The sequence below is a fragment of the Streptomyces sp. NPDC012888 genome, assembly GCF_042900645.1.
Classification (GTDB): domain Bacteria; phylum Actinomycetota; class Actinomycetes; order Streptomycetales; family Streptomycetaceae; genus Streptomyces.
This window is the reverse complement of record NZ_JBIBBM010000012.1, coordinates 17,029-43,736: the sequence shown is the minus strand read 5'-3', so window position 1 is coordinate 43,736 and position 26,708 is coordinate 17,029. Positions and strand designations below refer to the sequence as shown.

Annotated in this window: 26 protein-coding genes, 1 pseudogene and 1 CRISPR repeat array; of the genes and pseudogenes, 14 read left to right on the top strand and 13 right to left on the bottom strand. The window is 70.7% G+C overall.

Going from position 1 to position 26,708, the window contains the following annotated elements; genetic code table 11:
- Window positions 1–91: 91 nt before the first annotated feature.
- The gene (locus tag ACFY61_RS21410; protein ID WP_389474115.1) at window positions 92–577 is read left to right on the top strand and encodes a hypothetical protein; all 486 of its coding nucleotides are present in this window, start codon (window positions 92–94) and stop codon (window positions 575–577) included.
- 323 nt (window positions 578–900) lie between these two features.
- Here ACFY61_RS21410 and ACFY61_RS21405 read toward each other — a convergent pair whose 3' ends face one another.
- The gene (locus ACFY61_RS21405) at window positions 901–1,119 is read right to left on the bottom strand and encodes a hypothetical protein (RefSeq protein ID WP_389474113.1); all 219 of its coding nucleotides are present in this window, start codon (window positions 1,117–1,119) and stop codon (window positions 901–903) included.
- Between the two features lie 387 nt (window positions 1,120–1,506).
- A CRISPR array of direct repeats spans window positions 1,507–3,364; the repeat unit is 29 nt; unit sequence CTGCTCCCCGCGCACGCGGGGATGACCCC.
- Window positions 3,365–3,547: 183 nt separating this feature from the next.
- Window positions 3,548–3,844, bottom strand: coding sequence for a hypothetical protein (locus ACFY61_RS21400; RefSeq protein WP_389474111.1), 297 nt, complete (start codon window positions 3,842–3,844; stop codon window positions 3,548–3,550).
- Window positions 3,845–4,022: 178 nt separating this feature from the next.
- Here ACFY61_RS21400 and ACFY61_RS21395 point away from each other — a divergent pair, with 178 nt between their 5' ends.
- The 3 genes from ACFY61_RS21395 to ACFY61_RS21385 all read left to right on the top strand — a co-directional run bounded on the left by ACFY61_RS21395 (window position 4,023) and on the right by ACFY61_RS21385 (window position 5,882).
- Complete coding sequence (locus ACFY61_RS21395; protein ID WP_389474109.1) at window positions 4,023–4,496, top strand: nuclear transport factor 2 family protein; 474 nt, start codon at window positions 4,023–4,025, stop codon at window positions 4,494–4,496.
- A 295-nt stretch (window positions 4,497–4,791) separates the two neighbouring features.
- The gene (locus ACFY61_RS21390) at window positions 4,792–5,370 is read left to right on the top strand and encodes a dienelactone hydrolase family protein (RefSeq protein ID WP_389474107.1); all 579 of its coding nucleotides are present in this window, start codon (window positions 4,792–4,794) and stop codon (window positions 5,368–5,370) included.
- A gap of 260 nt (window positions 5,371–5,630) precedes the next feature.
- On the top strand, window positions 5,631–5,882 hold the full coding sequence (locus tag ACFY61_RS21385) for a hypothetical protein (protein ID WP_389474105.1): 252 nt from the start codon (window positions 5,631–5,633) through the stop codon (window positions 5,880–5,882).
- A 347-nt stretch (window positions 5,883–6,229) separates the two neighbouring features.
- On the opposite strand, the gene ACFY61_RS21380 is transcribed toward ACFY61_RS21385, so the two are convergent.
- Window positions 6,230–6,604 (bottom strand): hypothetical protein, encoded by a 375-nt coding sequence (locus tag ACFY61_RS21380; protein ID WP_389474104.1) that lies wholly within the window; start codon window positions 6,602–6,604, stop codon window positions 6,230–6,232.
- Window positions 6,601–7,188, bottom strand: coding sequence for a TetR/AcrR family transcriptional regulator (locus ACFY61_RS21375; protein ID WP_389474102.1), 588 nt, complete (start codon window positions 7,186–7,188; stop codon window positions 6,601–6,603). Before ACFY61_RS21375 ends, ACFY61_RS21380 begins: the two co-directional genes overlap by 4 nt.
- Window positions 7,189–7,552: 364 nt before the next feature.
- Between ACFY61_RS21375 and ACFY61_RS21370 the strand changes: the two genes are divergently transcribed.
- Both ACFY61_RS21370 and ACFY61_RS21365 read left to right on the top strand, forming a co-directional pair.
- Window positions 7,553–7,888 (top strand): hypothetical protein, encoded by a 336-nt coding sequence (locus tag ACFY61_RS21370; protein ID WP_389474100.1) that lies wholly within the window; start codon window positions 7,553–7,555, stop codon window positions 7,886–7,888.
- A 292-nt stretch (window positions 7,889–8,180) separates the two neighbouring features.
- Window positions 8,181–10,688 (top strand): tetratricopeptide repeat protein, encoded by a 2,508-nt coding sequence (locus tag ACFY61_RS21365; protein WP_389474098.1) that lies wholly within the window; start codon window positions 8,181–8,183, stop codon window positions 10,686–10,688.
- Between the two features lie 336 nt (window positions 10,689–11,024).
- Here ACFY61_RS21365 and ACFY61_RS21360 read toward each other — a convergent pair.
- Window positions 11,025–11,210 (bottom strand): annotated as a pseudogene (locus tag ACFY61_RS21360) (MerR family transcriptional regulator); the annotation flags it as partial.
- 647 nt (window positions 11,211–11,857) lie between these two features.
- On the opposite strand from ACFY61_RS21360, the gene ACFY61_RS21355 reads away from it, so the two are divergent.
- The 3 genes from ACFY61_RS21355 (at window position 11,858) to ACFY61_RS21345 (ending at window position 14,780) form a co-directional block, all read left to right on the top strand.
- Complete coding sequence (locus ACFY61_RS21355) at window positions 11,858–12,364, top strand: RICIN domain-containing protein (RefSeq protein ID WP_389474096.1); 507 nt, start codon at window positions 11,858–11,860, stop codon at window positions 12,362–12,364.
- 509 nt (window positions 12,365–12,873) lie between these two features.
- Window positions 12,874–13,245 (top strand): hypothetical protein, encoded by a 372-nt coding sequence (locus tag ACFY61_RS21350; RefSeq protein ID WP_389474094.1) that lies wholly within the window; start codon window positions 12,874–12,876, stop codon window positions 13,243–13,245.
- A 551-nt stretch (window positions 13,246–13,796) separates the two neighbouring features.
- On the top strand, window positions 13,797–14,780 hold the full coding sequence (locus ACFY61_RS21345; protein ID WP_389474092.1) for an SDR family oxidoreductase: 984 nt from the start codon (window positions 13,797–13,799) through the stop codon (window positions 14,778–14,780).
- Window positions 14,781–14,797: 17 nt separating this feature from the next.
- Here the strand turns inward: ACFY61_RS21345 and ACFY61_RS21340 are convergent, their stop codons facing one another.
- Window positions 14,798–15,841 (bottom strand): helix-turn-helix transcriptional regulator, encoded by a 1,044-nt coding sequence (locus tag ACFY61_RS21340; RefSeq protein WP_389474090.1) that lies wholly within the window; start codon window positions 15,839–15,841, stop codon window positions 14,798–14,800.
- A gap of 1,114 nt (window positions 15,842–16,955) precedes the next feature.
- Here ACFY61_RS21340 and ACFY61_RS21335 point away from each other — a divergent pair.
- Window positions 16,956–17,441, top strand: coding sequence for a YncE family protein (locus ACFY61_RS21335; protein ID WP_389474355.1), 486 nt, complete (start codon window positions 16,956–16,958; stop codon window positions 17,439–17,441).
- An 873-nt stretch (window positions 17,442–18,314) separates the two neighbouring features.
- On the opposite strand, the gene ACFY61_RS21330 is transcribed toward ACFY61_RS21335, so the two are convergent.
- From ACFY61_RS21330 to ACFY61_RS21320, 3 genes are all read right to left on the bottom strand, one after another.
- On the bottom strand, window positions 18,315–18,962 hold the full coding sequence (locus tag ACFY61_RS21330; protein WP_389474088.1) for a hypothetical protein: 648 nt from the start codon (window positions 18,960–18,962) through the stop codon (window positions 18,315–18,317).
- A gap of 87 nt (window positions 18,963–19,049) precedes the next feature.
- Window positions 19,050–19,700: a hypothetical protein gene (locus ACFY61_RS21325; protein ID WP_389474087.1), complete on the bottom strand. Its 651-nt coding sequence runs from the start codon at window positions 19,698–19,700 to the stop codon at window positions 19,050–19,052.
- Between the two features lie 166 nt (window positions 19,701–19,866).
- The gene (locus tag ACFY61_RS21320; protein ID WP_389474085.1) at window positions 19,867–20,787 is read right to left on the bottom strand and encodes a LysR family transcriptional regulator; all 921 of its coding nucleotides are present in this window, start codon (window positions 20,785–20,787) and stop codon (window positions 19,867–19,869) included.
- 72 nt (window positions 20,788–20,859) lie between these two features.
- Between ACFY61_RS21320 and ACFY61_RS21315 the strand changes: the two genes are divergently transcribed.
- Window positions 20,860–21,510, top strand: coding sequence for a maleylpyruvate isomerase family mycothiol-dependent enzyme (locus ACFY61_RS21315; RefSeq protein WP_389474083.1), 651 nt, complete (start codon window positions 20,860–20,862; stop codon window positions 21,508–21,510).
- A 109-nt stretch (window positions 21,511–21,619) separates the two neighbouring features.
- The gene (locus ACFY61_RS21310; protein ID WP_389474081.1) at window positions 21,620–22,015 is read left to right on the top strand and encodes an anthrone oxygenase family protein; all 396 of its coding nucleotides are present in this window, start codon (window positions 21,620–21,622) and stop codon (window positions 22,013–22,015) included.
- 308 nt (window positions 22,016–22,323) lie between these two features.
- Here the strand turns inward: ACFY61_RS21310 and ACFY61_RS21305 are convergent, their stop codons facing one another.
- Complete coding sequence (locus ACFY61_RS21305; protein ID WP_389474079.1) at window positions 22,324–22,500, bottom strand: CsbD family protein; 177 nt, start codon at window positions 22,498–22,500, stop codon at window positions 22,324–22,326.
- Window positions 22,501–22,779: 279 nt separating this feature from the next.
- On the opposite strand from ACFY61_RS21305, the gene ACFY61_RS21300 reads away from it, so the two are divergent.
- Window positions 22,780–22,941: a hydrophobic protein gene (locus ACFY61_RS21300; RefSeq protein WP_389474078.1), complete on the top strand. Its 162-nt coding sequence runs from the start codon at window positions 22,780–22,782 to the stop codon at window positions 22,939–22,941.
- Between the two features lie 144 nt (window positions 22,942–23,085).
- On the opposite strand, the gene ACFY61_RS21295 is transcribed toward ACFY61_RS21300, so the two are convergent.
- The 3 genes from ACFY61_RS21295 to ACFY61_RS21285 all read right to left on the bottom strand — a co-directional run bounded on the left by ACFY61_RS21295 (window position 23,086) and on the right by ACFY61_RS21285 (window position 25,177).
- A complete protein-coding gene (locus ACFY61_RS21295; protein WP_389474076.1) occupies window positions 23,086–23,220 on the bottom strand; it encodes a hypothetical protein in 135 nt (44 codons plus the stop codon).
- Between the two features lie 638 nt (window positions 23,221–23,858).
- Window positions 23,859–24,578, bottom strand: a complete 720-nt coding sequence (locus tag ACFY61_RS21290) for a DUF6585 family protein (RefSeq protein WP_389474074.1) — start codon at window positions 24,576–24,578, stop codon at window positions 23,859–23,861.
- Between the two features lie 200 nt (window positions 24,579–24,778).
- Entirely contained in the window at window positions 24,779–25,177 is a 399-nt protein-coding gene (locus tag ACFY61_RS21285) for a hypothetical protein (protein WP_389474072.1), read from the bottom strand.
- An 80-nt stretch (window positions 25,178–25,257) separates the two neighbouring features.
- Between ACFY61_RS21285 and ACFY61_RS21280 the strand changes: the two genes are divergently transcribed.
- Window positions 25,258–26,628: a pyroglutamyl peptidase gene (locus ACFY61_RS21280; protein WP_389474070.1), complete on the top strand. Its 1,371-nt coding sequence runs from the start codon at window positions 25,258–25,260 to the stop codon at window positions 26,626–26,628.
- Window positions 26,629–26,708 lie beyond the last annotated feature (80 nt).

Below are 26,708 nucleotides of genomic sequence, written 5' to 3'. Positions count from 1 at the left end.
GGTCGTGGAGCAGGGCGCCCGCTTCGGCGAAGCTCAACGGGCACGACCTCCGGGGCTCGCGTGAGAGCGGTGCATTTGTAGGATCAGTGTCATGACTGCCGATGCCCCACTCAGCCGTGAGTCGTTCCGGCGCCTTCACCCGATTACCGTGCCCGGACCAGTGGACAAGCTGCCGGACCGTGTCTGGACGGACGACGAGTGGGACCGGATCCGGCGGGGCTACAAAGCCAGGGACATGGACGAGAAGTGGAACGCCTTCGTTGAACACGACGTCCTTTTCATGCACCGGAGCTGGACTGGTTATGGAGTCTATGAAGCGTCCTTCGCTCCCGCGCCCGGCGGCGGCTGGAGGATCGCCTCCGCTGTCGTGGAGGCCGATGGAGACCGCTACCGGAGCAAGGGTGCCGAGTACGACTGTCTGATGCTGGAGCTGGTCATCAGCGCGATCATCCTGGGTGAACCCGCTGCCGACCTGCGAGCTGGTTTGGTGGAGTTGACAGCCCGGGGTTCGGCAAGGAGCGACCTTCCCGCGGGCGTGGTGCAACACAGCGTTCTGGGCTTGCGCTCGGGATCGTAGGACCTGTACCCGCCGTTCGAAGCCGGCGGACCGACACGACGCCCGATACGCGCCGCGCTCGCCGCGGTTCCGCGAACACGCCGCGGAACTCGGGATCACTGCTGGGCAGGAGCTGGCCGAACGCCTTCTTCCCGGCCCACGTCCAGGCTGAGGAGGAAGGCGTCATCGTGAGCCGGAACACCACCGATGGATCACAACCCACCTCGTGAGGTCGTCCCGAGCCCGACGACCGAAACCTAGCCGAGCTTCAGTGCCCGTCCCAAGAGGCGAGAGTTGCCGGAAATTACCGCCTCTGGTTCCTTGGACACCGCTGCGAGGGACGCTCAGTTCATCTGGCCCAGGTTCTGGGTGCACGTGCGGAACAGCACGTTCGGCTGGTCGTAGGTGGAGGGAAGAGCCGGCGATGAGAGCGGCAGCGATGAACTCGCCGTTGCTGACGTACCTCCCGTCACGCGCTCCAACACGTGCTTGCCGGTGTAGCTGCTGACGGTAGGAGGTTCCATGGGCGTGACGTTCTTGCGCAGCCATACGGCCATCTCCATCACTGGTCCTCGCATCGGGCCAGCTCTCCCGGTTTGGCGGCGGGCTTGGCCTCGGGCTGTGCGCCCGTCTCGCGCCGAAGATCGAAGACGCCGATCCCGAAGCAACCCAGCTGTGGATGTTGACCGCATACCTCGGCCTTGTTTTCTCCATCTGCAGGGACGACCCACGTCCATCCCGGGGGGCGATCAGTGGTGAACCTGAGGCAGTCGGCGGCCCTGGCGCCCCAGCTGCATTGGCTAGCGATGTCGCCTCGTACCGGGAACATCCACACTCCTATCAAGGCGAACGCTGCCCCAAAGAATGAGCCAGAAGTTTCCGTTATGCACGATTCCAGGGAAGTGATGAGAAACGGTCTCTTCCGACGCTAGAGTCGCAGGTCACGGAGTCTGCTCCCCGCGCACGCGGGGATGACCCCCTCACCGCGCGGCTGCAGCTGGCCGAACAGGCCTGCTCCCCGCGCACGCGGGGATGACCCCTGATCTGACCCACCGTCCAGCGGCCGGCGGTGCTGCTCCCCGCGCACGCGGGGATGACCCCGGCGAGTAGGGCAGCGCGCCAGCGCTGCGCGGCTGCTCCCCGCGCACGCGGGGATGACCCCGTTCGTCGGCAACACCGGCTCCGGCAAGACGACTGCTCCCCGCGCACGCGGGGATGACCCCGGCGCAGATCCAGGTTGCCTTCCGCTCCGCCTCTGCTCCCCGCGCACGCGGGGATGACCCCTCCATGTGGCTGCCGCTGATCCAGGTCAGCTCCTGCTCCCCGCGCACGCGGGGATGACCCCAGCAGCGGGACCGCGCGGTGGCTCCAGGGTGCCTGCTCCCCGCGCACGCGGGGATGACCCCTGGTTCAAGCAGCGTTCCCGATTCTCCGAGTACTGCTCCCCGCGCACGCGGGGATGACCCCAATCCGCGCGCGATGCCAATTCCTGAACACCGCTGCTCCCCGCGCACGCGGGGATGACCCCCCTCGCCGCGGGTGTTCCCCGGGGGAACAGCCCTGCTCCCCGCGCACGCGGGGATGACCCCACCGACCCGCTGGCTGCAGCCGCAGCCCCAACCTGCTCCCCGCGCACGCGGGGATGACCCCCGAGCGCTGGACTACGCCGCCGAGCTGGATGACTGCTCCCCGCGCACGCGGGGATGACCCCGCGAGCGGGCCGGGGTCGCTCGGGGGCTGCCACTGCTCCCCGCGCACGCGGGGATGACCCCCACCTGCCCGAACCCCTCAGCAGCGGCGTCGTCTGCTCCCCGCGCACGCGGGGATGACCCCTCCGCGGTCCCGTCGGCGTTGATGGTCCAACCCTGCTCCCCGCGCACGCGGGGATGACCCCCACAGGTCGCCGCCGATCTGGGCGCACAGCGCCTGCTCCCCGCGCACGCGGGGATGACCCCCGCCGCCTCCAGGCCGTCGCGGACGACCCGTCCTGCTCCCCGCGCACGCGGGGATGACCCCACGGGCATCAGCTGTTCCAGGGAGACGGCGATCTGCTCCCCGCGCACGCGGGGATGACCCCCAGCCGCCGGCGAGGGCGGCAGCCACCGGAACCTGCTCTCCGCGCACGCGGGGATGACCCCGTGGGGCGCCCCGGATGTAGGAGTTCGGGAACGCTGCTCCCCGCGCACGCGGGGATGACCCCGGCGTGCGCCGCGAGACGGTGTGGACCTGGGACTGCTCCCCGCGCACGCGGGGATGACCCCGCGCTTGTGAAGTGCAGCGATGGACTTCATCGCTGCTCCCCGCGCACGCGGGGATGACCCCGCCATCCACAGCGCCCGCGAGCTTGGCGATCTCTGCTCCCCGCGCACGCGGGGATGACCCCGGTGTCCAGCAGCAGGCACAGCAGCTCAACCGCTGCTCCCCGCGCACGCCGGGATGACCCGCACTGGCCCAGCGCGGGCGCCAGGTCGCGAACCTGCTCCCCGCGCACGCCGGGATGACCCCATGGTGCGTACGCGCACGTGGAACAAGTACGACTGCTCCCCGCGCACGCGGGGATGACCCCTTCCCCACCCCGCCGGTCCGTAGCGAGACGGGCTGCTCCCCGCGCACGCGGGGATGAACCCAACACGACCACGCCGAGCACCTCGACGCGCCCCTGCTCCCCGCCCACGTGGGGATGAACCCGAGGGGCTGACCTTCGCTCCGGAGGCGCCGGACTGTTCCCCGCGCACGCGGGGATGAACCCACCGGTCCGTGGACGAAGGAGGTCGCCGGACGCTGTTCCTCGCACGCGGGGCTCAACCCTGCACGCCTCCGGGCTCCGGAGAGTGGTTGTACGACCTGCAAACCGGGCAGGTCGCTCACCCACTACCAAGTGGTAAGCATTCCGCCCATGGTGGCCATGTGCCGGACAAGTCATACAACCCTCACGCTTGCCTGGGGTTGGTGGCCGAGCAGAGGGTTTGCGTAGAGGTCCAGGTTTCTGCTCTAGGGGAGAGTGGTGCTGGGCACCCGCATCCCGTCGCTGTCCACGGTTGGCATGAGGGCAAAGGGTTCGTTGTTCGTTGAGCTGGGGGATCGGATCGTGGCCAGGCGCGGGTCGCGGGCGGTCTTGACGAAGCCGTTCACGCGGTCGCGATCGACACACTGATGGTGGGCGATTCGCCGAGACGGATCGTCCATGACACACAGCACATCCGTCTGATCGCAGCGGCATGAGACGAGCTGCCCCCGATCGTGGTCCACCGGACCACCATGACGGTGATCGACGGTGGCTTCGTTCACTTCAGGCGGTTCTGACTCAGGTTCTGTGGACCGGCCACTGGACCGGCCGCTCTGATTCACGCATCGGCTTGTGGGGGCCGCTCACGGACGGGCGCGGCTCCGGAGAACATGAGCCCGGAGCCGAGGTCCGGCTCGGGTGAGGCCCCCTCAGCTGAGGGCAGTCTGATATGAGTTGATCATGAATGCTGAAACTCTTGACCCACTAGAACGCCTGCTCGCAGAGCGGGCTTGCGAGCGGCTGGTCGTCGAGTTCGTCCACCGGCTCGACCTCGGGGATCCGAGCTCGGTGGCGGACCTCTTCACGCAGGACGGCACCTGGGAATGGCCCGCCGGCGACCGCCGCATTGCGGGTCACGATGCCCTGCGCACCTACTTCGGCAACCGGCCCGCAGACCGGCTGTCACGCCGTATATGCACCAACATCCTGGTTACCGTGACCTCTGCGGACACCGCCGCCGCCACCACCTACTTCACCACCTACCGTGTCGACGGCTACAGGGATGGCCTCGTACTGCCGCGGCCCCCGGTTCAGGTGGGGCACTACGAAGACGCGTTCCGCAAGGTGGACGACACTTGGCTGCTCACCACGCGAACTCTCTTCCTCTCCTTCGCCGGTCCCACGGAACGCCTCGACGGACCCGGCCAGTCATGAGAACGGCTCCCTGCCGACCGGCCGCCAAGGGACCTGAGCCACGGGGAGTGACACACATTGAAGCAACGCGTCCTCCAGCTCACCACTGACAACTGCACTCTCGACGAGCGGCTGAAGGCCGCCCGCTCGAACCTGCGCTGACCAGACCGGCGAGTCGCCGCCCTCGAAGTCCGCCCACCTCGCCGAACAGGGACCACCGGCCTGGTCCTCTTCGGCCGAGGCCCGTGGATGTCAGTGCTGCGGTCCATACTCGTGCCGCGGCGCCACCCGGGCACCGCAGTACGAGGGGAGCCACATGGCTGAGGTGCTGGTCTTCCACCATGGACACGGGTTGACCGCCGGTATTCGCAGTTTCGCCGACCAGTTGCGCCGGGCCGGACACACCGTCCACGCTCCAGATCTGTACGACGGGCAGGTATTCGACGGCCTCGAGGAGGGCGCCGCCTATGCCGAGAGCGTCGGGTTCGACACGATCATCGCGCGCGGAGCCGCCGCCGCCGAGGGGCTGCCTGCGGGACTCGTCTATGTTGGCTTTTCGCTCGGCGTCCTGCCGGCGCAGAAGCTGGCCCAGACTCGCCCTGGCGCAAGGGGTGCATTGCTGCTCGAGGCGTGCGTTCCGGTCTCGGAGTTCGGCGCCGCCTGGCCCCAAGACGTTCCGGTTCAGATTCACGGCATGGACGCAGATCCGTTCTTCGCCGGGGAGGGTGATGCGGACGCCGCCCGCGCGGTCGTCGAGACGGTGACGGATGCCGAGCTGTTCCTCTACTCCGGCGCCAGGCACCTGTTCACCGACAGCAGCCTGCCGTCCTACGACGAACAGGCCGCGATGCAGGTCAACCACCGGGTGCTTGGCTTCCTCGACCGCATTAAGTAGGGAATCAACGACCTGTCCCGTCGGCGGCAAGGCGGCCGTTCGCATGGGTAGATGACGAAGCCACGGACACGGATAGTGCCTGGGTCGCGCCGCCTACCGGCCATGACGGACGGGGGTGTGAGCCGTCTCTGTGACTGAGTGGATTTGACCATCGCGCTGATTGCCTAGCCTGGGTCCGAGGCTCACCAGCCCGCTTACGGTGCGCTCCCGGGTTGCGGTGGAACGGCGCCGTTCGAGAGCCAGGCGGCCAGGTCGTCGGCGTGGGTTTCGAGGAACTCATGGGCGAACTCGCGTGCGCGCGCGGGGGAGTGGCCCAGCTCCTCGTAGAGCGCGGCGAGGTGGCCGACGGCCGCTTGTGGATCGCCGCGGCGGTCTCCCGCGCGGACCGCAACGCCGCCGGCGACTGGAGCCCAGACTCCACCCTCACCGACGACGTCTACAACCGCCCCGACGGCACCATCGACACCAGCAAGCACGACCCCCTGGACGCCGTACCGCTTCACGGCGGGTAGCCGCAGGCGGGGACAGGTCACCCTATGTAGCCGCGTCCCCGCCAAGGACGGTCTCCTGCGACCCCGAGCGAGACGCCGGAGCCGCACGCTGCCCTTTCCGGTGGGACCGCTGGGTGTCCCGGGCGGGATTCCCACGGTGCCCCCGTGCACGTCCTCCCCCCGGAGCCGCCCGCGGAGCGGCGCAGTGCAGGCCGGGACTGGCGAGGTAGCCGTACACGAGGATCGTGCGCACCATGGGGCCGAGTTCTTCGAGGGCCTGGTAGGTGGGTGCTTGGGGCCGCCACGGGTGAAGCGCCGCAGGACCTGCTCCACCTCTGCGGTGCCCAGGTGCAGGGTGGTGACCCCGGTCATCTGCTTCCGATGAGGGCGAGGATTGCGACGGGTAGCAGCAGCATCCACTGAGGGAGTTGCAGTAGCGGCCGGCGCCAGTCCGCGGTCAGCGTGACGATGAGGAACACCGCCGCGTACGCGAAGAACTGGGCGGCGATGAACAGCACGAGTGCCGTGCTGGGCGCGGCTGCGAAGGCGAGGGCGAGGAGGGCGCCGGAGCTGAGCAGCAGGTCGGCGGTGACCATGTGCCACACGACGTGCAGGGTCCGCTTGGGCTCGACGGCTACCTCGCTGCCCAGGAGCGGGCGGACGATCGACCGTCCGCCGGCGAGGATGTGGATGACGGTGGTCGCTGCCCCGATGCCGCCCGCGGTGAGGAGCCAGCCGTTCATCGGACCTCGATTCCCTTGACGACTATCGCGGCGATCTGCCGGGCCAGGTCCGGTCCGGGGCGTTCACCGACGACCCCCAGGTGGAAGAAGACGGCCCCGGCCAGCATGTCCAGGACGAGGTCGACCGGCAGCTGCGCACCGGTTTCACCACGCCGCTCCGCCCGCTCGAACACCACGGTCAGCCGTTGCTTGGCCGGCTGGAGGAACCGGGAGCGGATCGTTGCGCGGAGCTCCGGTGTGGCGGCGAAGTCGGCCAGCAGGCCGGGCAGCGCCGCTGCGGCCGCCGGGGCGGAGAACTCGTCGACCAGTGATTGCACGACCGCAGTCAGGTCGCCCTCCAGCGTCCCGGTGTCCGGGAGGACCGCCGTATCGGTGGAGGTGAACACCGCCTCATAGACCAACTCCGGCTTGCCCGACCACCGGCGGTAGACCGTGTCCTTGCCGACACCGGCTCGCGCCGCGACCGCGCCCATGGACATCGCCGCGTAACCGCTTTCCGTAACCAGTTCGGCAGCCGCCTGGATGATGGCGGCACCGGAGCGCTCGTCTCTGGGACGCCCGCGTGCAGGAGAAGAGGAAGTCATACCCGAACATTTACCATACGGGTCGTCCCGTATGGAATATGGCTGGCGTGATTGTAGACCCAGCTGGCTCCGGTCTTGTTGCGACGGCTTTCGGCCCGGACGAGGGGTCTTGTGACCGCAGCTGTCGGGGATCCGGCCCCGTCTCTTGACGTCGGCATGGGCGGGGCCGGGAGCGGCGACCGGCGGCGGCGGGTGGTCTGTTGCAGGTAACTTGCTTCTACCCTGGCGGTGCCGGCAGTGCAGACCTGTCAGCGGGAGATGACTCCTCCGAGGAGTGCGTTTCCGGGGCCAGGCGACGGGACAATACGGAGTGGCGGCCGTCAGCCTCCTGGGGGCGGCAGTGCCGGAGCGAGGGGGAACCGCTGTGTCTCAGGCATGGAAGATCACGGTCGTCGTGCTGGCGGTGATCGGAGTCCTGTCCACACCGCTGATCTGGCTTCTGGACAGCCCTGGTACCGGACAGCTGGCCGGGGCCACCGTCCAGGCCGCCGCCGGCATCGCCGCCCTGGTCTGGGCCCTGTTCCAGCGCCCGTCCTCTGCCGGACCCGTAGACAAAGCCACCCGGACCGGGAAAGCCAGCAGCGGCGGCACTACCGGCATCCGGCGGCCCGGCGGCCGGGGGCGGGGCTCGGCCACAGCCGAGCGGACAGGTGAGGCCAGCGGCAAGAACTCCGTCTCCGGTATCGACTACTCGAACTAGGTCCGCACCCATGGCGAAAGCCTCGTCGCACAGGGCAAGGGACGATCAGCCCGAGCCGTCATTGACCGTGGCGGACACCGGCAATGCCGGGGCCGCCGGCGACGGGATGGCGGTGACCGGCTACCGGGGCCCGGCCCCGGGAAGCGGCCCTGAACCCTCCGCCTCGGTACACCTGTCCCGCACCGGGGACGTAACGGCCACCGGCGGGGGAACCGCCATCAGCGGTTACGTCCACACGCTGACCGTGCAGCACGCGCCGCGGGAGCCGGCCTCCTGGCCGCATCGGGTCGGCGTGGTCCCATCCCCGGCACGCTCCTTCCAGCACCGTGCCGAGGCAGACCGGCTGCGGGCGGCGGTCGCCGGCGGGGGTACTGCGGTGCTCTGCCAGGTGCTGACCGGGATGGGCGGCGTGGGCAAGACCCAGCTCGCCGCCGACTACGCCCGCGCCGCCTGGGACGACGGAGGACTGGACGTCCTGGTCTGGGTCACGGCGAGTGCGCAGTCGCCCGTGGTGAGCGGATACGCGCAGGCCGGCATCGAACTGTGCGGGGCCCACCCCGACGACCCTGACCAGGCCGCAAAGGAATTCCTGGCCTGGCTGGCCCCCAAGCCCGGGCAACGGCCGTGCCGGTGGCTGATCGTCCTGGACGACGTCGCCGACCCCAGCGATCTCATCGTCCACCCCGACGACCCCGGCAACCGCTACAGCCTGTGGCCGCCGGCCAGCCCCCACGGCCGCGTGCTGCTCACCACCCGCCGCCGTGATGCCGCCCTGTTCGGGCAAGGCCGCCTCCGGATCGAGGTCGGCCTGTTCACCGCTGACGAATCCGTCGCCTACCTCACCGCGTCCCTGAATGCCCAAGGCCGGATCGAACCCGCCGACCAGCTCACGGCCCTCGCCCGCGACCTCGGACACCTGCCCCTGGCCCTGGCCCAGGCCGCCGCCTACCTCATCGACTCCGCCGAGACCGCGGCCACCTACCGCGATCTGCTGGCCGACCGCGCCACGAAACTCACCGACCTTGCCCCCGAGGCCCTACCCGACGAGCAGGCCGCGGCCCTCGCCGCTGCCTGGTCCCTGTCCATCGACCGCGCCGACACGCTGCGCCCCGCAGGCTTGGCCCGGCCCATGCTCGAACTGGCCGCCCTGCTCGACGCCAACGGAATACCCCAGGACGTCCTGACCGGCCGGAGGGCTCGCACCCACCTCGCCGCACATCGCACCACAGCCGGCCCTGGACGAGCGTGGCGACCGAAGTGGTGGCCGGGCAGACGGCAGCGCCCGGCGGCACCCGTCACCCCCGAGGAGGCGTTCGGCGCTCTGAGGGCCCTGGACCGGCTCAGCCTCATCAACCACACCCCGGGCGCCCCCCACCAGGCCGTGCGCGTCCACCAGCTCATCCAGCGAGCCACCCGCGACACCCTCACCCCCGACCAGCACGACCACGCCGCGCGCGCCGCCGCCGACGCCCTCATGGCGGCCTGGCCCGCCGTAGAACGGGACACCGACCTCGCCCAGTCCCTGCGCACCAACACCGACGCGCTGATCCGCCACGCCGCAGACGCCCTGTACCGGCCGGGCGTGCACGCAGTGCTGTACCGCCTTGGCCGCAGCCTTGGCGAATCCGGCCAGGTCACCGCTGCCATCGACTACTTCCAGGACCTCGCCACCACCACCGGCAGCCGCCTCGGCCCTGACCACCCCAACATGCTCACGGCCCGTAACAACCTCGCCGGCTGGCGGGGTGAGGCGGGGGATGCCGCAGGAGCGGCGCAGGCCTTCACTGACCTGCTTGTCGACCAGGTGCGGGTACTGGGCCCTGACAACCCCGACACCCTCACCACCCGAAACAACCTCGCCACCATGCGGGGGGAGGCGGGGGACGCCGCAGGAGCGGCGCAGGCCTTCGCCGATCTGCTGGCCGACCAGATGCGCGTACTGGGCCCCGACCACCCCTACACCCTCACCACCCGAAACAACCTCGCCATCTGGCGGGGGCGGGCAGGAGATGCGGCGGGGGCGGCGCAGGCCTTCGCCGATCTGCTGGCCGACCTGGTGCGGGTACTGGGCCCCGACCATCCCAACACCCTCAGCACTCGAATCAACCTCGCCTCCTGGCAGGGGGAGGCGGGTGATGCGGCGGGTGCGGTGCAGGCTTTCACCGATCTGCTGGCCGACCAGGTGCAGGTACTGGGCCCCGACCACCCCCACACCCTTACCACCCGAAACAACCTCGCCTCCTGGCAGGGGCAGGCAGGAGACCCCGCGGGTGCGGTGCAGGCTTTCACCGATCTGCTGGCCGACCAGGTGCAGGTACTGGGCCCCGACCACCCCCACACCCTCGCCACCCGAAACAACCTCGCCACCATGCGGGGGCAGGCGGGGGATCCCACAGGAGCGGCGCAGGCCTTCGCCGATCTGCTGGCCGACCGGGTGCGGGTACTGGGCCCCGATCACCCCGACACCCTCACCACCCGACACAACCTCGCCTCCTGGCAGGGGGATGCGGGGAATACGGCAGGAGCGGTGCAGGCCTTGGCTGACCTGCTGGTCGACCTGGTGCGGGTACTGGGCCCCGATCACCCCGACACCCTCGTCACCCGAAACAACCTGGCTTCCTGGCGGGGTGAGGCGGGGGATGCGGCAGGAGCGGCGCAGGCCTTCGCCGATCTGCTGGCCGACCAGATGCGGGTACTGGGCCCCGACCACCCCGACACCCTCATCGCCCGAAACAACCTCGCCGCCATGCGAAGAGAAGCGGAGACGACGCCCGGGACGCCGGGTACCGATCGTTCATAAAGCGCCCGGATCGGCTGCTGCAACGGAGGTCGTCAGCTTCCGGTACGGGCGGGGCGTGGACGCACGCCTAGGAACCGGTGGCGCTGTTTGACCACGCGGTGACGTGGCCGCGCAAGAACCGCGTTGCTGCTGCCGGGCGTCTCGCTGCGACGTCAAGGATGAAAACGTCGCCCGGCTCGCCCCACGCAAGGACCGGCACATCGACTTCCTGGGCCGCTGCCTGTTCAGCATCACCGGCAGCGGGCCCGGCCAGGGCCTGCGGCCCTTCCCCGACTCAGACGCGCCGAGGACGGTAACGAGGCGGAGTAACCCGGATCAGTCCGGACCGGTGTCCACTCAAGCTATGAGCAGGCGGAGTCCGAGGTCTGCCGCGTCGAGGTCGGCGAGGTCGCTGTTGGGCTCGGCCACCGGCCGGAACGGAGGTCGTCACCGAGGCTCCGTACCGCCCGCTGATCACCCTCGGCCCGACCTCGTCCACACCGACATCGCACGGCGCACGTGCTCTTCCAGGTACGCCCCCGGTCCGGGCTTCACCGCACTACGCGAACCGGATGGACGCTGCGAAGCGCTGCCCCCGGGGCCGTCGACGCGACTGCTGGTCTCCTCGCCCCCGCCGGAGCTGCTGCCGGACGGCGAGGGTGCCGACATCGAGCTCTTCCGCGAGGTGGCGCTCAACCCAGACGTCACCGTGGGCGTGTTGCACGTCTCCGAGATGGCGGCGTCCTGCGGCGACGCCCCGGCCAACGAGTACCCGGCCTGCCACGTCCACCAGCAGGGCTGGGGCCCCCGGTGCAGGTCACCGCAGAGGGCGCCTCCCGGCTGCCGCTCGTCCTCGCCGGGATAGGCGACGGGGCCTGAGCCCGCCGGAGCCGTACCGAGGCCCTCGCACCAGGAGTGGTGCGAGGGCCTCAGGCGTGCGCAGGGGCGCCGTATGGATCAGGCGGCGGCATTCGCGCAGATGGCGTAGAACTCGCCGCTCACCGGATCGCCGGCCCCCGAGACGGCCATTGTCCAGACGGTACCGGCGGCATTCGGGCCCGACGTCGCCACGCGGAGGTTGCTTTCGAAGCCGCTGGTGATGTCGACCCCTCCGCTGAGGACCCGCTTTCCCGCCGGGCAGGCGATGCCTCCACTAGAGCGACACCCCGGGCGTCAACCCCGTCTCGGTCGTGGCCAAGCTCAACAGGGACGCCTACGTCCAGCCGCCCCACCCGGCGGTGTGGCTGGTCAACGGAAAGCAGTACCGCAGCACCTACGGGTCGAACCGGTGCATGGTGCGCGGTGACGAGTTCCCGGACGGGAGCGGCGGCCTGGTGACCCAGCGCGCCTGCGCGGACTCGGTGCCCAGCAGCCACCAGTGGACGGCCACCTGGCCGAACTACGACAGCAAGGGCCACTACTGGCTCAAGGCGGGCAACGGCTCCTGCCTGACGGTCCCGTACGACAACGGCACACCGCCCGGTGACGGCACGCAGCTCTTCTGGTGGCCCTGCGAGACCAGGTGGTTCTCCGGCAGCCAGCTGTGGAACGTCATCCCGGTGAACCTCAGCGGCACCGGTCAGGGCAACGGCTACTACTTCATCAACCAGTGGACCGGCAAGTGCCTGACCCTGGACCCCTCCACGTCGACCGCGAAGGCCGGCAAGGTCACGCAGGCACCCTGCCCCTCGCACTGACGACGGACCGTGCTGGTCGCAGCCACAACGCATGGCTGCGACCAGCACTTTCGGAACCGGCCCAGGTTCCGTCTCTCTGGTCGGCACCGGTCCGGACGAGGATGCCGGCCAGGCGGAGCGCGGCACGGAGCTCCGCCGCTCGCAGACCTCGTGGTCGAAACCCGGCGGGCGACCTCCTCGGCGGCCCCGCCGCAAGCCGGCCGGTGCAGGGCCCAGCAGAGGACGGCCCACGGATCGGCGAAGCCGAGGCGTAAAGCGCCGCAGTCCGGCCGAGGCGCCACGCCCGTGTCATTCGACCCCGCCGCAAGGAGGGCCGGCTTCCCGGCAAGGCCGCATCCCGCCGAGCATCCCAGCAGGTCAGAGGGGGGACGTCCCACAACGTCCGCACTGGGCCGACTCCGATGGTCAGGATCCGGAGCAACCGGCAATCCTTTCCGTGCCATGCGAACGGCACGGCGGATCATCACCCCGCCGCGTACGTCACACGCTCCGCGAATGAAGGGATGCTCATGTCGCTCACCACGTTCCGTACGGCCATGGCCGCGACGACGCTCGCGCTCGCCTGCACACTCCTCGGCGGCCCGCCGGCGTCGGCCGCACAGCAGACGTCCGAGGGAGGCGTCAGCGCTCAGGGCACGTTCACGTGGACCCGGAGCTGCGGCACCACGTACCGCGGGACCGTCACCCAGAGCTACGCTGAGACGACGAAATACGGCGGAGGCTCGTGCAAGGGTTACGCCTGGGTCCGGGTGCAGCACTACGGCGTGTGGGGTGACTGGGTCTACCACCCCACCAACGCGGCGATCCACCTCGGATCCGGCATCACCGCGGCACAGCACAGGGGATGCGGCGAGTGCGCCGTCTACACGCGCTACCCCTGAGTGCCTGCTGAGCCGGCCCCGCCCGCACACTGACGCGGGGGGTGCCTCGATGGGACGGTTCACGCGCCCTCCGCCGGTAGGCGTGCCGTCGACATCCGACACCGACCCTGGCAGCGATCCCGACCAGCCCACCGGCCGGACGGGGATGCTCCGTGGCGTGTGAGATCGAGCCGCGCGACCCTGCCCGCCCACCCGGGCGGGCAGCCGGCCGGCGCCACGCCGCCCGAACCCTCCACCGCACACCCGCAGGCAGACCGGACGGTCGAACTCCCGCAGCCACTCGCCCCACACCGGCAGCGTCCGCCGCCCCCGGCGCCGCTGCACGGCCGTGCCGGCCGGGGCGGGAGGTTCCGCCGGGTCGGTGGCGGTGGTGTGACGGAGCGTCGTAGCCGGCGCGTGAGCGCGACGGTCGGCCGGCTGAACGTGCCGGCCGGCCCACAGGTGAGCGACGCCCGCATCCACCCTGTGGCGGGTGTGGTGCCCGGGACGATGCGCGGCTGCCCTGTAAAGGGTGACGTGTTCTGTCAGTTTTGGCAGGAACGATGGATGACATGAGCAACGAGGACACCACCAGGCAGAAGAACACTCGGAACACCGAGCAGGCCAGTCCTGTCGGTCCGCTCGCGGGGCGGGTCGCGCTCGTGGCGGGTGCTACCCGCGGGGCGGGACGAGCTCAGGCTGTGGAACTGGGCCGGGCGGGTGCGACCGTGTACGTCACCGGCCGTACCACCCGGGCCCGGGCCAGCGAGGTCGGCCGGACGACCGAGACCATTGAGGAGACGGCCGAACTCGTCACCGCAGCGGGCGGCACCGGAATCGCGGTTCCCACCGACCATCTCGACGAAGCCCAAGTACGCGCCCTCGTCGAGCGGATCGACCGGGAGTACGGACGGCTCGACATCCTCGTCAACGACCTGTGGGGCGGCGAGCACCTTCTGGTCGCCTCGGTGTTCGGGAAGAAGAGCTGGGAGACACCGCTCGCTGACGGCCTGCGGATCCTGGAGCTGGGCGCGCGCTCGCACGTGATCACGGCGGCGCTGCTGCTTCCGCTGCTGATCCGCTCCGACGCGCCGCTGCATGTGGAGGTCACGGACGGCACCGCGCACTCCAACCGCCGCTACCGGGAGAACATCTACTACGACCTGGCGAAGAACGCTCCGATCCGCCTCGCGTTCGGGCTGGGTCAGGAGCTGGCGCAGTACGGGGGCACGGCGGTCGCGGTGTCCCCGGGCTTCCTGCGTTCGGAGCAGATGCTCTCCCACTTCGGTGTGAGTGAGGAGAACTGGCGTGACGCGATCGCCCAAGAGCCGGCGTTCGCGATCGCGGAGTCCCCGTACTACCTGGCCCGTACGGTCGCGGCGCTGGCCGCCGACCCGGACCGTGCGAAGCGGTGGAACGGCAAGTCCACCTCCAGCGGCGAACTCGCCAGGGTGTACGGGGTGACGGACGTGGACGGCAGCCGGCCGGATGCCTGGGCGTACTTCGAGGACGTGACCTACGGCGGCAAGGAAGGCTCCGCTGAGGACTACCGCTGATCCGCGGCTTCCCCGGGTCACGCCTCCTGAGAGTCGGTCTGGTAGAGGGCGGCCAGGGCTGCGGCGCGCTCACGGAAGCGGGCGCGCAGGCGAGCCGGGGCCAGCACCTCGACGTCCGCGCCGAGCCGGGCCAGCTGGTCGAAGGCGACGTCCTCGGACTCCGCCGGCAGGTCGAGGGTGACCAGGCCTGCGGGGTCCGGGGCGCTCGCGGAGGCGAGCGCGTCCGCGATGGCAGCCCCGTCCACGACGGCGGGCAGCCGCCGCAGCCCCCAGCTGCTCAGGCGGATGGTGACGGTGGTGCGCAGCAGGGTGCGGGCGAAGGCGGCCGAGCGGGCCTCCCAGTGCGCGGCCAGCTCGAAGGCCGGGTCGCGCACGAACGGCTCGTCCGCTCCGGGAACGGGGCCCAGGGCGGTGATCCGGTCGACGCGGTAGGTACGCCAGCCACCGTCATGGTCCTCCCGCTCTCCGGGGATGCGAGCCACGGCGTACCAGGTGCCGGCCTTCAGCACGAGCCCGTACGGCTCCACCACCCGTGCCACCACCCGTGCCACGGCAGGGGACGGTGCGCCGTCCCGGCCCGGCCGCGCGTACGACAGTTCGACGACCCGGTCCGCCCACACCGCGCGGGCCAGCTCCGGCAGCAGTGCTGGGGTGGCCGGTTCGCGGAACCAGGCCGGGGCGTCGAGGTGGAAGCGGTGCACCGAGGACTCGGCGGCCTGGCGTACCGACGGGAGCAGGGTCGCGGTCAGCTTCAGCCGGGCAGTTTGCGCTGCGTCCGACAGCCCCAGATCCTGCAACGCCGAGGGCAGGCCGGACAGGAAGAGCGTCTCCGCCTCGCTCGGGCCGAGCGTGGTGAGCCGGGTCCGGTACCCCGCGGCAAGGAAGTACCCGCCCACCCGGCCCCGCTCCGACCGGACGGGGACGCCGGCCTCCTGCAACGCCTGGGCGTCGCGGATCACGGTGCGCTCGGAGACCTCCAGTTCACGGGCGAGAGCGGCCGCGGTCAGGCCGGGGTTCGACTGGATCAGAAGAGCCATACGGATCAGGCGGGCGGCACGCATCCCCCAAGGATCACCGACCCGGCGAACGAACGGGGATCTCGTGCCGCCGCTGGTCCACCCGGGGACAGCCCGAGAACTGAGCGCGGTGAGGTCCGGGGGCTGACGGAGCAGGAGGGGCAGAAACGCCAGCAGATCGTTCGGCGGGGCCAGCCGTGATGGCCGTCCTGGAGGAGCGCTGGGCGCTGAACAGCGTCGACACTCCCGCCGACCCCGGGTCACCGGCCACACCCCAGTAGGTCTCCGAGCGCGCGGCCGGACCTTCTACTCCCGACGCCCGTCGCTCGCGGACGCCAAGGACGAGATCCGCGTCTGGCCCGTTCGGCCGGCGAACCCGTGCCGGTACGGCCGAGGCGGCTGCTCTCGCCGACGCCGTGGCGTCCGGACGGGTGATGATGGGATCCTGCCGGCCGCCTTCGTTCGCGTGGCCGCCCCAGGGACCTTAGACAGGTGACATGGACGAGGTGAAGGTGTCGTGGGATCGAGGCGAGACGGTGCCGGCGGGCGGTGTCTGCGAGTGCGGCTGCAGTGGGGATTGTCACGGGAGGGCTGACGCGAACGCGCACCGCTTCACACTTCTGCCGCCGGACTGCTCGGGCAAGGCCTGGAGACGGTGGGAGCCGGCGTACCCGGAGAACTATCTCGGCTGACCGGCGGGCACCTGGCAGTACCGGCGCCGGCTGAAGGGGGGCGGGCGGGACTTTCAGGCCAAGGCCAAGGCCAAGGCCGGAGACCTCGCCCAGGGCGAGGCCGTCACCATCGGCGCCGACGACGACGCCGCCGAGATCCCTACGGGTTCTGGGGTCCTTCCGAGGAGTTCACGCAGACCACCTGTGCCCCCGTGACCGAGGCCCGCTTCCTGAGCTCGTGGCAGTCACCTGCCAACCCGTGGTGCCGTCACCGGATTCGAAGGGACGGAGTCCATCTCGGTCCAGATCGGGCCGGCGAGAGTGGAGGTGGAGAAGCCACCCCCGGTGGAGTGCTTCCCCACAGGGCAGCGCGCAATGGCGCTGGCCCTCTGCCCAGGCTGAACAGTGACCACCTGGCGCCCCGTAATACCGCCCCCGGCGCCGGGGTCGGCGACGAGGTTGAGGTCTGCTCGCATGTGCCCGACTGACTGACCTCGGTCCTCAACACCGCCACCAACGCGGTGATCACCACCATCGCCGTCGGTGAGACCCCCGTCGACGTGGCGGTGGACCCCGGCCGCGCCCGCGCCTACGTCACCAATCGCGAGGACGCCACGGTCTCGGTGATCAACACCACCACCAACACCGTGGCCACCACCGTCCCCGTCGGTGAAGCACCGTGGGAGGTCGCGGTCGACCCGGGCCGTGCCCGCGCCTACGTGGTCAACGGTGCCGCCGACTCGTTGTCCGTGATCAACACTGAGACCAACACGGTGGTGGACACCATCACAGTCGGCACCGAACCGGCCCACGTGACGGTGGATCCGGCCCGCGACCGGGCCTACGTGACCGTCTCGGGAGACGACACGGTCGCGGTCGTCAACACCGACACCAACGAGGTGGTCGACCCCATCGCCGTCGGCAACACCCCGAACGGCATCGCCCTCCTGAACGGCACCCGAAAGGGCGACTGAGGAACGGCGGACCGCACGATGCGGCGGCGGGGGCGCCCGGGTCTCCCGGGCGCCCCGTAGCCGAGCCGGCCGTCCGGGCGCCGGGACGGGGCCGGTCAGGGTGCGGGTAAGTGCCCTGAACCCCAACCTTGGCGGTATGCCGACCTCGTTCAGGACTGCCCCGTGCCTGCGATCGGGGCCAGGCAGTTTCGCCGATGGCGGTCACCAGGTACTGCTTGGCCGTCGATTCCGGAGCCCTGCCCAGCCCGGTAACCCCGCCGCCGCGGATACGGAGGAAGAACCGGTCATTGGGCTCTTGCCTACGCTCGCGCCGCCACCTGGACGAAGGTCACCGCACCGCCGAACTGGACTGAGGTCACCGGGCCGCGGTCCGCGAGGAGTGCCGCCTGCTGCGACGTTCCGCCTCGACATGGACAAGCGGATCGATCTCCTGCTCGTCCCCGCACCCGGCCCGCACCGAGCACCGCTCAGCGCGTCGGACGGTAGGTCGTGACGATCACTCCGCTGCTGGTCGGCTGAGCGTTGACCAGCTCCAGCGGAACAGGCCTGCCGGTGGATCGCAGTGCGCCACGCACTGGACCACATCCACCCCGTGGCGACCCTCGCCCGCGCCGACGGCCGCCAGTCCCGGCTGCGCGGAGGCATCCTCGCGATGTATGCCGCCGTCCGCGCCTTCGAGGCCCGGTGGGGCCTGGCGCCGATGTCCCGCAGGACCCCCCCGCGGTGTGCCGCCCAGCAGCGCGTGCCACAGCCACTGCGTGAGGCCCCGCGCCATGGCGACGGGCGCCGGGACACGATCAGCCCCTGTCGGCTGTCGGCTGCGACGTCACAGCAGACGGCCCGGGGCGTGAGGCCCACGAGTCGGTCGGTCAGTCACGACGCGTCGACCGAGAGGCCCTGGTGGGTGGTGTTCGTCGTTCCCGGGCTCTGGACGGTGCTGTTGTTGGTGATGTTGTCGAACAGCGTGACCACCCCGCTGAGGTCGACGGGAAGGACCGACCCGTTGCCGTTGCCGTTGCCGTCTCCGCACCCGCCGCCGGTGATTGTGGTGGGGTCGCTCGCCGAATCGCTGGTTCCGGCCTGCTGCGCCTCCACCGTGGCGGTGTTGGTGACCGTGCAGGGAGCGTCGGCCGCGACGTTGACGGTGATGCGGACCGTGTAGCCACCACCTTCCGGCAGGCTCGATGACTCGCAGCCGATGGTCCGGGTGCCGCTGATGAAGCACTCGACGGTCACGCCTTCGGAGGTGCCGGTGGTGACTCCTCCGCTGAAAACGCTCAGACCTTCCGGGAGTTCGTCCGTCAGCACCGTCTTCCCGGTCTCGTCATCCCCGACGTTGATCACCGTGATCGTGTACACGCCCTGCCCACCCCGGGCGAAGTCGCCCGGGTGGGCCTTCGTGATCTCCGGCTGGCCCACGGCGTACGCGGGAGCGGCTCCGAACGCGAGCGGCAGGACAAGGCTCAGCCCGAGGGCGGTGCCAAGGGTGGAGCTCCGCCACCTGAACGAACGCTTGGCCATGGGGTCTCCTCTGACGTGGAGGTGTGGGATGAAGGGTCCCAACGACAACGCGCCGGGGACGAGGAGATCACGGGTCACCGCAGCACCTCACTCGATCACCTGCCTCCCGTCGGCCACATGGAGCAGTCCCGCTGTGGTCGGGCCCGGCGGATCGGCCAATTGGCCACGAGGGTCTCCATGCATGCCGACCAGCACTGGACCGTAGCGGACTGACACCCCCCCGGCCGGTATCGCGGAGTGCCTCACCGCCGCCACGGCGGCATCAGGGCGCAGGTCAGGCAGGGCCAGACGGGGCCCTTCCGTCGGGAGGGCGGTCAGATGCGGCCGTCGCGCGTCCGCGGCCGGCACGCCAGTGCCTTGCGGATCGGGGCCGTATGAGGGCACCTGGGGGGCGGGTACGAGAAACAGCCGCGGCTGCCCCGCCGGAGGTTCCTCGCGCACGGTCGGCGGCCCGCCCGGCCGGCGGCCGCGTTCGCCGCCCCACCCACCGCCGTCCTGCCCGGCAGACGACGGGCCGGTGTCAGGGTGCAGGACGTGTTCCGGTACGCCGAGCCCGGTCCGGACCTCCTCGAAGTACTCCGCGTCCTCGTACGGGCCCGGTTCACGGGCGGGGCGGCGGTGCGCCAGACCGGCCAGCAGCCGCACGGCATCCCCGTGGCCGTGCCGCGCGGCCTCGGCCACCACGAAGCGTGCCTCATCGGCCCAGTCCGCCCCGGCCCGCAGGGCCAGGGCGGCCATCCGGAACATCGCCCCCGGATGCCCGGCCGCCGCGGCCTGGCCGAGCCAGTCCGCGGCGACGGCGAGCTCACCCCGGCCCAAGGCCTTCGACCCGAGCAGGTACAGGGAGTTCGCCCGTTCCCATCCGTCCCGATCGAGACCGTACAGACCGCCCAGCGGACCGAAGTCACCCCCGAGCTGGTCCCATCGGCAGAGCCTCGTGCAAGCGGTTGAGGAGTGCCTGGGCCGCGGGGCTCGTGGGTCCGGTGGCCGGCCAGGCCAGGACGATGCGGGCACGCATCCGGGGCTCGACGATCTCCAGGGTGCGCAGCGGTCCGCCGAGGTCCGGTTCCTCCTCGCCGAGGGGCAGTACGGCGACGCCCAAGCCCCGGGCGGCGAGCTGCGCGAGCACGTGGGGGGCTGCCGCCTCGAAAGCGACCCGGGGCCGGAATCCGGCCTGTGCACAAGCGCGTTCGAGGGTCGCGCGGACTCCGGTTCCACGCGGCAGGCAGATCAGCGGGCGGTCCCGCAGATGTGCCAGGGGGATGCTGGTGCGGTCCGTGGGGGTGAGCAGGGCGTCGCCGGGCGCGACGGCGGCGGCGAGCGGAGCGTCGATGACCGTGCGGTAGGAGATGCCGGGCGGGGATGCTTCCCCGGTGGGTCCGAGGAGGGCGATGTCGATCTCTGCGGACAGGAGCGCGGCCTGCATCCGCTCCGAGGTGTCTTCGGTGAGGGTGATCTCCAGTGCGGGGTGGGCACTGTGGAAGTCCGCGAGGAAGGACGGGACGTCTAAGGCGTGGCCGGTGGCGCCGGAGACCAGTCCGAGGGTGACCCGGCCGCGCAGCAGTCCGGTGTGTTCGTCCACGGTCTGTCGCACTGCGTCCGCGGCGGCCAGTGCGGCGCGTGCGTACGGCAGGACGGCCCTGCCCACCTCGGTCGGCGTCACCGACCGGTTGGAACGGTCGAGCAGGGACTGCCCGAGCTCCTTCTCCAACTGGCGGATCTGGGCGCTGAGGCCGGGCTGGGCCAGATGCAGCCGGGCGGCGGCGCGGGTGAAACCGCCTTCCTCGACGACGGTGACGAAGTAGCGCAGCTGACGAAGCTCCATAATCGATCATTCTAGATCGCAGCACATCAATCTATTGGACGTATGGTTCCCGCTGGCCGCAGGCTTGATCGCATGGAGAAAAGGGCATCGCGCAAGGGCAGGAACGCCGAGGTCAGGGCGTGGATCGCGGCGGAACGCCAGGAGTTGGCCGACCTGCTCGACGGCCTGCGGGCCGATCAGTGGAACGAGCCGAGCCTCTGCGCGGGATGGCGTGTCCGTGAGGTCGCGGCGCACATGTCGACGGGGTTCCGGCTCTCGCTGCCCGCGACCATGGGCGAGCTGGCCAGAGAGCGGGGGAACCTGCACCGGATGACCGACCGTGTCGCCCGCAGGGACGCGGCCGTCCATTCCACCGCCGAGCTCGCCGCGTTCCTGCGGGAGGGTGCGCACCACCCCTGGACGCCCCCGGTCGGCGGGTTCACGGCGGCGCTGGGCCACGACGTGGTGCACGGTCTGGACATCACCGTCGCTCTCGGCCTTGCCCGGCGCGTCTCCGAGGAACGGCTGCGCATGCTGCTCGACGCGATCCGGCCCAGCGGCCTGAGGTTCTTCGGCGCCGACATCTCCGGGGTGCGGCTGTGCGCCGAGGACTTGAACTGGTCGTACGGATCCGGTGCCCCCGTTTACGGCGCCGCCCAGGACCTCCTCCTGCTCGCCTTCGGCCGCAGGCTGCCGAGCGGCCGGCTCCGCGGCGAACCCAGCAGCCGCTTCACCACCGCCTGAACCCGAGTACCTCCCGCTCGCAAGGAGCCCCACTGTGCGCCCCCGCTTTCTCCAAGCACTGTCCCTGCTGTCCACCGGGTTGCTTGCCGGCGCTTTCAGCTATGGCGCCGTGAATCTCGCACCGACCTTCAACGCCGTCCCCCTCGATACGAGACTGGACTTCCACGCCGAGCTGATGAAGATGAACGGGATCACCGTGCAGGGAGCCATGGTGCTCTCAGCTCTCAGCTCGCTCGCCCTGGCCGGCTGCACCCGCGGTCGACCCCGAGGCCTCGCGGCCGCGGCAGGGGCCCTGACCGTCGCGTCCTTCCTGATCACCCGTTTCGGGAACGTACCGATCAACGGCCGCATCAAGCAGTGGGCCGCCACCGCACCGCCGGCTGACCACGCGGACGTCCTGCACCGTTGGGAACTCTTCAACGACGCGCGTACCCTCACCGCCGTGGTGGCGTTCGCCCTCCTCATCTTCTTGGCCCTGCGACCGGTGCGAGAGCCGGGCAGCTGACCGGATTCTCGCGGGGCATGAAGAACGCTCCGCGACAAGCATCCCGACGCGCCTGAACCTCAGCGCCATCACCCGCCCGCTCCGTGGAGCGCTCACGCCACCCGGCCGCAGGGGACGGCCCCGGTGGTCAGGAGGCGGGCGCAGCCACCTGAACCCCGGACCTCGGGCCGGAATCCGGCCACGGCGTCACCGGAAGTGCCTGGGTGCTCCGGTACCTGGTCCGCGGCAACCCGCTGGGCCCCGACCAGGGGGCGTTGGTCGGGGCCCAGCGAGTTGCCGCGGACCGGCGCCGCGGTAAGGGGTGTGGTTCAGTGGCGGCGGAAGGCGTCCTTGGCGTCTTCCTTGGCCTGGCGGGCGTTGCCCTTGGCCTGGTCAGCGCGTCCGTCGGCGGCCATCCGCTCGTTGCCGGCCATGCGGCCCATGGCCTCCTTGACCTTGCCCTTGGCCTGCTCAGCCTGCGCCTTGGTCTTCTCGGTGCCCGACATGGGGACCTCCTCGTGTAGTACCGGGTTGGTCGTGACGACTCGCCTGCTCAGGATCCCGAGGCCCAAACCCCCGCATCGGTCCGCCGATCTCGGAACCCCCCGGCCGGCCCCGCCACCGGCGGCCCATCAGGGCACCTGAGGTGCGCCGGATCGAGGCGGCAGCGTGACGAGCGAGCACCCGGGCGCGCGTTTGCCCGCCTGCGCGGATAAGAAGCACATCAGGATCATGCGCATGGGTGCCGTCTGGTCGGGCACCCGGTGTTTCGGAGGTTGATAACTATGGTTCCCCTGCTTCTTGTTCTTCTGCTCGCCCTGATCCTGTTCGGTGCCGGTTTCGCGGTGGAGATCCTCTGGTGGGTCGCGATTGCCGTCCTGGTGATCTGGCTGATCGGCTTCGTGGCCCGTCCCAAGAACAGCAGCGGCCGCTGGTACCGCTGGTAGGCAGCCCGAGCACTGCATGCCGGTGGGCCACGCCATGACGGGGTGGCCCACCGGCATGTCCCCGCCCGGAACCACAGCCTGCACACCGCAGACGCCCGCGGAGCGGAAACCGGGAGGCGACCGACATCTGCCCTGCGGCGGGTGTCAGTGCCACTTGGTGACGTCCGCCTGCATGGCGGCGGGGGCGCCCATCCGGTCCCGCCAGTCGGTGCCGGTCGGCCGCCCGCCCTGGCCCGGTGCAGCCGTCCTCGCCGTGGATGTGGCAGGCCATCCAGGCATTGACGGCGACGCTGACGATGACGCTGTAGGGCCGGAGTTGGGGGCCGGCTGCTCTAGGCAATCTTGCACTGGTTCGACGACGCAGGCCTCCTCGGTCTCTCCCGAGCGACCGTCGATTCCGCCCATACAGACACGCCCGGCCCTGCTGCGGGCAGCGACCAGCGTCGGCGCCAGCGGATGCGGAGGTGTGAGGGAGGTGTGAGGTGCGTTTTCGGGGGCAGAAGGCGGCAGCGCCGCCGCCTGCGGATACCCCCGAGTCGCGGGCGGCGGCTGCGGTGCACGCGACCCGTCGAGGCGATCACCGGCGCCAAGGCCGCCCGCAGGTCCTGCTCCTCGGCCGCGACGACCAGGAATGCCGGCTGCCGGCCGTGCACGCCGCCGTGCCGTGCCGGGCCTTCGCGGCCTTCCCCGGGGCTGACCGCCGTACCTGTGCCAGGTACGGCGCCGCGCGGGCCCTGTGCGGGGGTGTGACCAGCGGCAGAGGATCGATTGGGAGGAAGCCTGGCCGGGCGATCCGATCCGGGCGGGGGAGGAGCAGGGAGCAGGGGGCAGGGGCAGGAGCAGGGGCAGGACCAGGCCGTGCCCGAGCAGAAGACCACCGGCTGGCTCTCGCGCCTGCGCCGCTGATCGACGGGAAGCTACTGCCGTCGTCCCAGCCTGCCGAAGGTGTTGACATTGGGGCTCAGTTCGATGCACGCGTTCATCAGGAGGTGCAGGTTGGGGATGCGCTCGATGACTTCGGAGCGGGGCGCCTGGGACCGGCGTTGGGTGCCGTTGAGGTAGAACGATCCGTCCCGGCAGAAGATCTCCACGATCTCGCTCCAGCTGCAGCCGTATTCCTTGTCCCACACCCGGTCCTTGTTGAGGCTGTAGGGACCGAAGGCGACCGTTTCGCCGACCTCGATACGTTCCAGCGTACTGGGCAGCTGGGCGCGGGTGACAGCGTCCTGGATCCCGTCGCCCCACGAGTTCGGGTACAGGAACGGCGCCCCGTTGGTCCATGAGCTGACGCCGAGTGCCGCCTTCGCGGATTGGAACAGCGGGATGCGGCCGAAGCCGATGTCGAGCGCGTTGCTCTGCGGGTCGATCAAGGCTTGGCAGGACAAGCCGTCCTGACGACGGAACTGCAGGACGCGTACGGTGCGCCAGTCGTACGCGGCCAGGTAGCCCTCGGGAGAGGTGACGACCAGGCCGCCGGTGAACAGGAACATGCGCCAGTCACGCCACTTGCGGTTCCTGAATCCTTGCGAGGTGGCGATGGTGTCCGTCCGGTCCCCTAGCCCTTGCCGGGCGGCGAGCCGGGCGGCAGCAGGCGAGGGTTGCTCGCGGCGTATGTGCGCAATCTCGTCGGTAGCCATGCGGTGATCCCCCGAGGACGAGACAGGCAATGAGAATCTGAAGATAGATCAGTTCTTTGAGTCGCCGGATGGTTCGCCCATTGTGGTGACACGACAGTGGCACGTGTCCGCCCGGGCTGCGGGCCGAGTGCGTCCCGTTCGTCGCGCCCGCCCGGCCCGGCCGAAACGCGCCCGCCCGGAAACACCCGCCGCAGCCGGGGTCAGGCGGAGGTGAAGAGAGTGGTGCGTGCGCCGTCGAGGACGAACCCGTTGTCGAACCGGACGCGTACGGTCATGTGCAGCCCCTGCTCCTGATGGGCGGTCCACGCCGCCTCCAGCGCGCCGACCTGCTCCTCGAGCTGCTTCCTGCTCGCCGGCGGCATCTGGGAGCCGTAGTCGTCCAGGAGCGACTTGAGGCGCAGGTACTCCCGCACCGCCTGACTTTGGTGCAGGTCCTGGTGGTCGTCCAGCCGCTCCACGGTCCCCTCGCAGCCGGCGCCGAGCGACAGCCGCCCGACCACGGCACCGGTCCCCGCGGGGGAGTCCCCGGCCAGGGAGACCGCACCGTCCAGGGCGAGATCCTCGACCAACCGCACTCGCCCGCCCTCTTTCAGCGTCATCGCTCCATTATGAACGCCGTGGTGGGAGTGGCGACAAGGCATCTGTCAGGACCGCACCACGCTGTGTAATGTCACACGGCATGATCTCCTTACGTTCTTTCGGGCCCGTCGCGGCAGTCCTGGCCGGCCTGCTCGCAGCGACCGTGTCCGCGGCCCCCGCGCACGCGGCCGAAGCCCCCTCGTGTTCCGCGGCGGCTTCCCCCTCCGTGCCCGGCCCCCCTTCCGCGCGGCTCGACCCCGAGCAGAGCCGGCTGGCGGACCCCCGTACCGCAGCCCTCGTCGAACGGGGCGGACTGGCCGGCTTCGTGGACCGCTTCCCAGCCGCCCTCTGCGCCACCCGCGGTCCCGGCGAAGCCACCCGTCTGGCCGACGCCTGGGGCCGGTCCCTGTGGCAGGCGTCCGTACGGCGCGCCCAGGGCCACCGGCCGGGCGGTGACCTCCCGGCCGGCGACGACCGGCCGCTCTACTGGGCGCGGCTGGCGATGACGGCGGCACTGGCCCACTGGGAACCCCCGTTCTCCCTCGACCGCCCGGCGCTGCGCGCCCGCTTCGAGGACGCCTCCCGCGGCCTCACCGACCACGGCTTCACCGGTGCGCCCGGCGTGCGCCGCGTCTTCATCAGCGGCTTCGACCCCTTCGGGCTCGACTCCGAAGTGCGCCGCGCCAACCCGTCCGGTTCCGCGGCCCTCCAGCTCCACGGCACGCGCATCCGCCTGGCGGACGGCAGCACCGCCGAGATCCGTGCCGTCGTCCTTCCCGTTCGGTACGCCGACTTCGACGCCGGCATCGTGGAGCGGGCGTTCGCCTCCCGCCTCGTGGCCCACGGGCGGGACTCGGCCGACCTGATCGCCACCGTCAGCCAGGGGTACCCCGGCACCTTCACCCTCGAGGGATGGGCGGGCCGGTCCCGCTCGGCCGATCCCTACCCCGACAACACCCACGCCCTGTCCGGCGGCACCCGCACCCGTCCGGTCACCGCACCTGGCGTCGGCCCCGGCCCGGAGTTCATCCGCACAACCCTTCCCGCCGACGCCGTGGTCGGCGCCGTCCAGTCGCCCTACCCGGTGCGGCTGAACAACGCCGTCACCGAAATCCCCGCCGGTGCAACGGAACCGGTCGACCGTCAGGACGGACCCACTCCCGGTTCGCGGGCCGTGGCTGGCGGCGGAGGCGGGTACCTCTCCAACGAGGTGGCCTACCGCACCGGCCTCCTGCGCTCGGTCCTCTCGCCCTGGACGCCCGGGGGCCACATACACACCCCGGTGCTCACCGGCCTCCCGGCCGACCCGCAGCTGCTGACCGGCCCCGAGTTCGCACGGAACGAAGCCGCCATCGCCGCCCAGGTCCGCACCATCCTCGAACACGCTGCCGCACGCCCGGGACGGCCCGCCACGCCCGTCCCCGACCCGGTGCGGCCTGCTCCGCTTAAGCCCCTCCGATCGCTCCCTTAAGCGCGACCTAAACGCCGCCCCCGCCGCCCTGAATCGAACTTTTGCCCCTTCCGGTGCGGCTAGCGTGCTGCCTCGTCCAA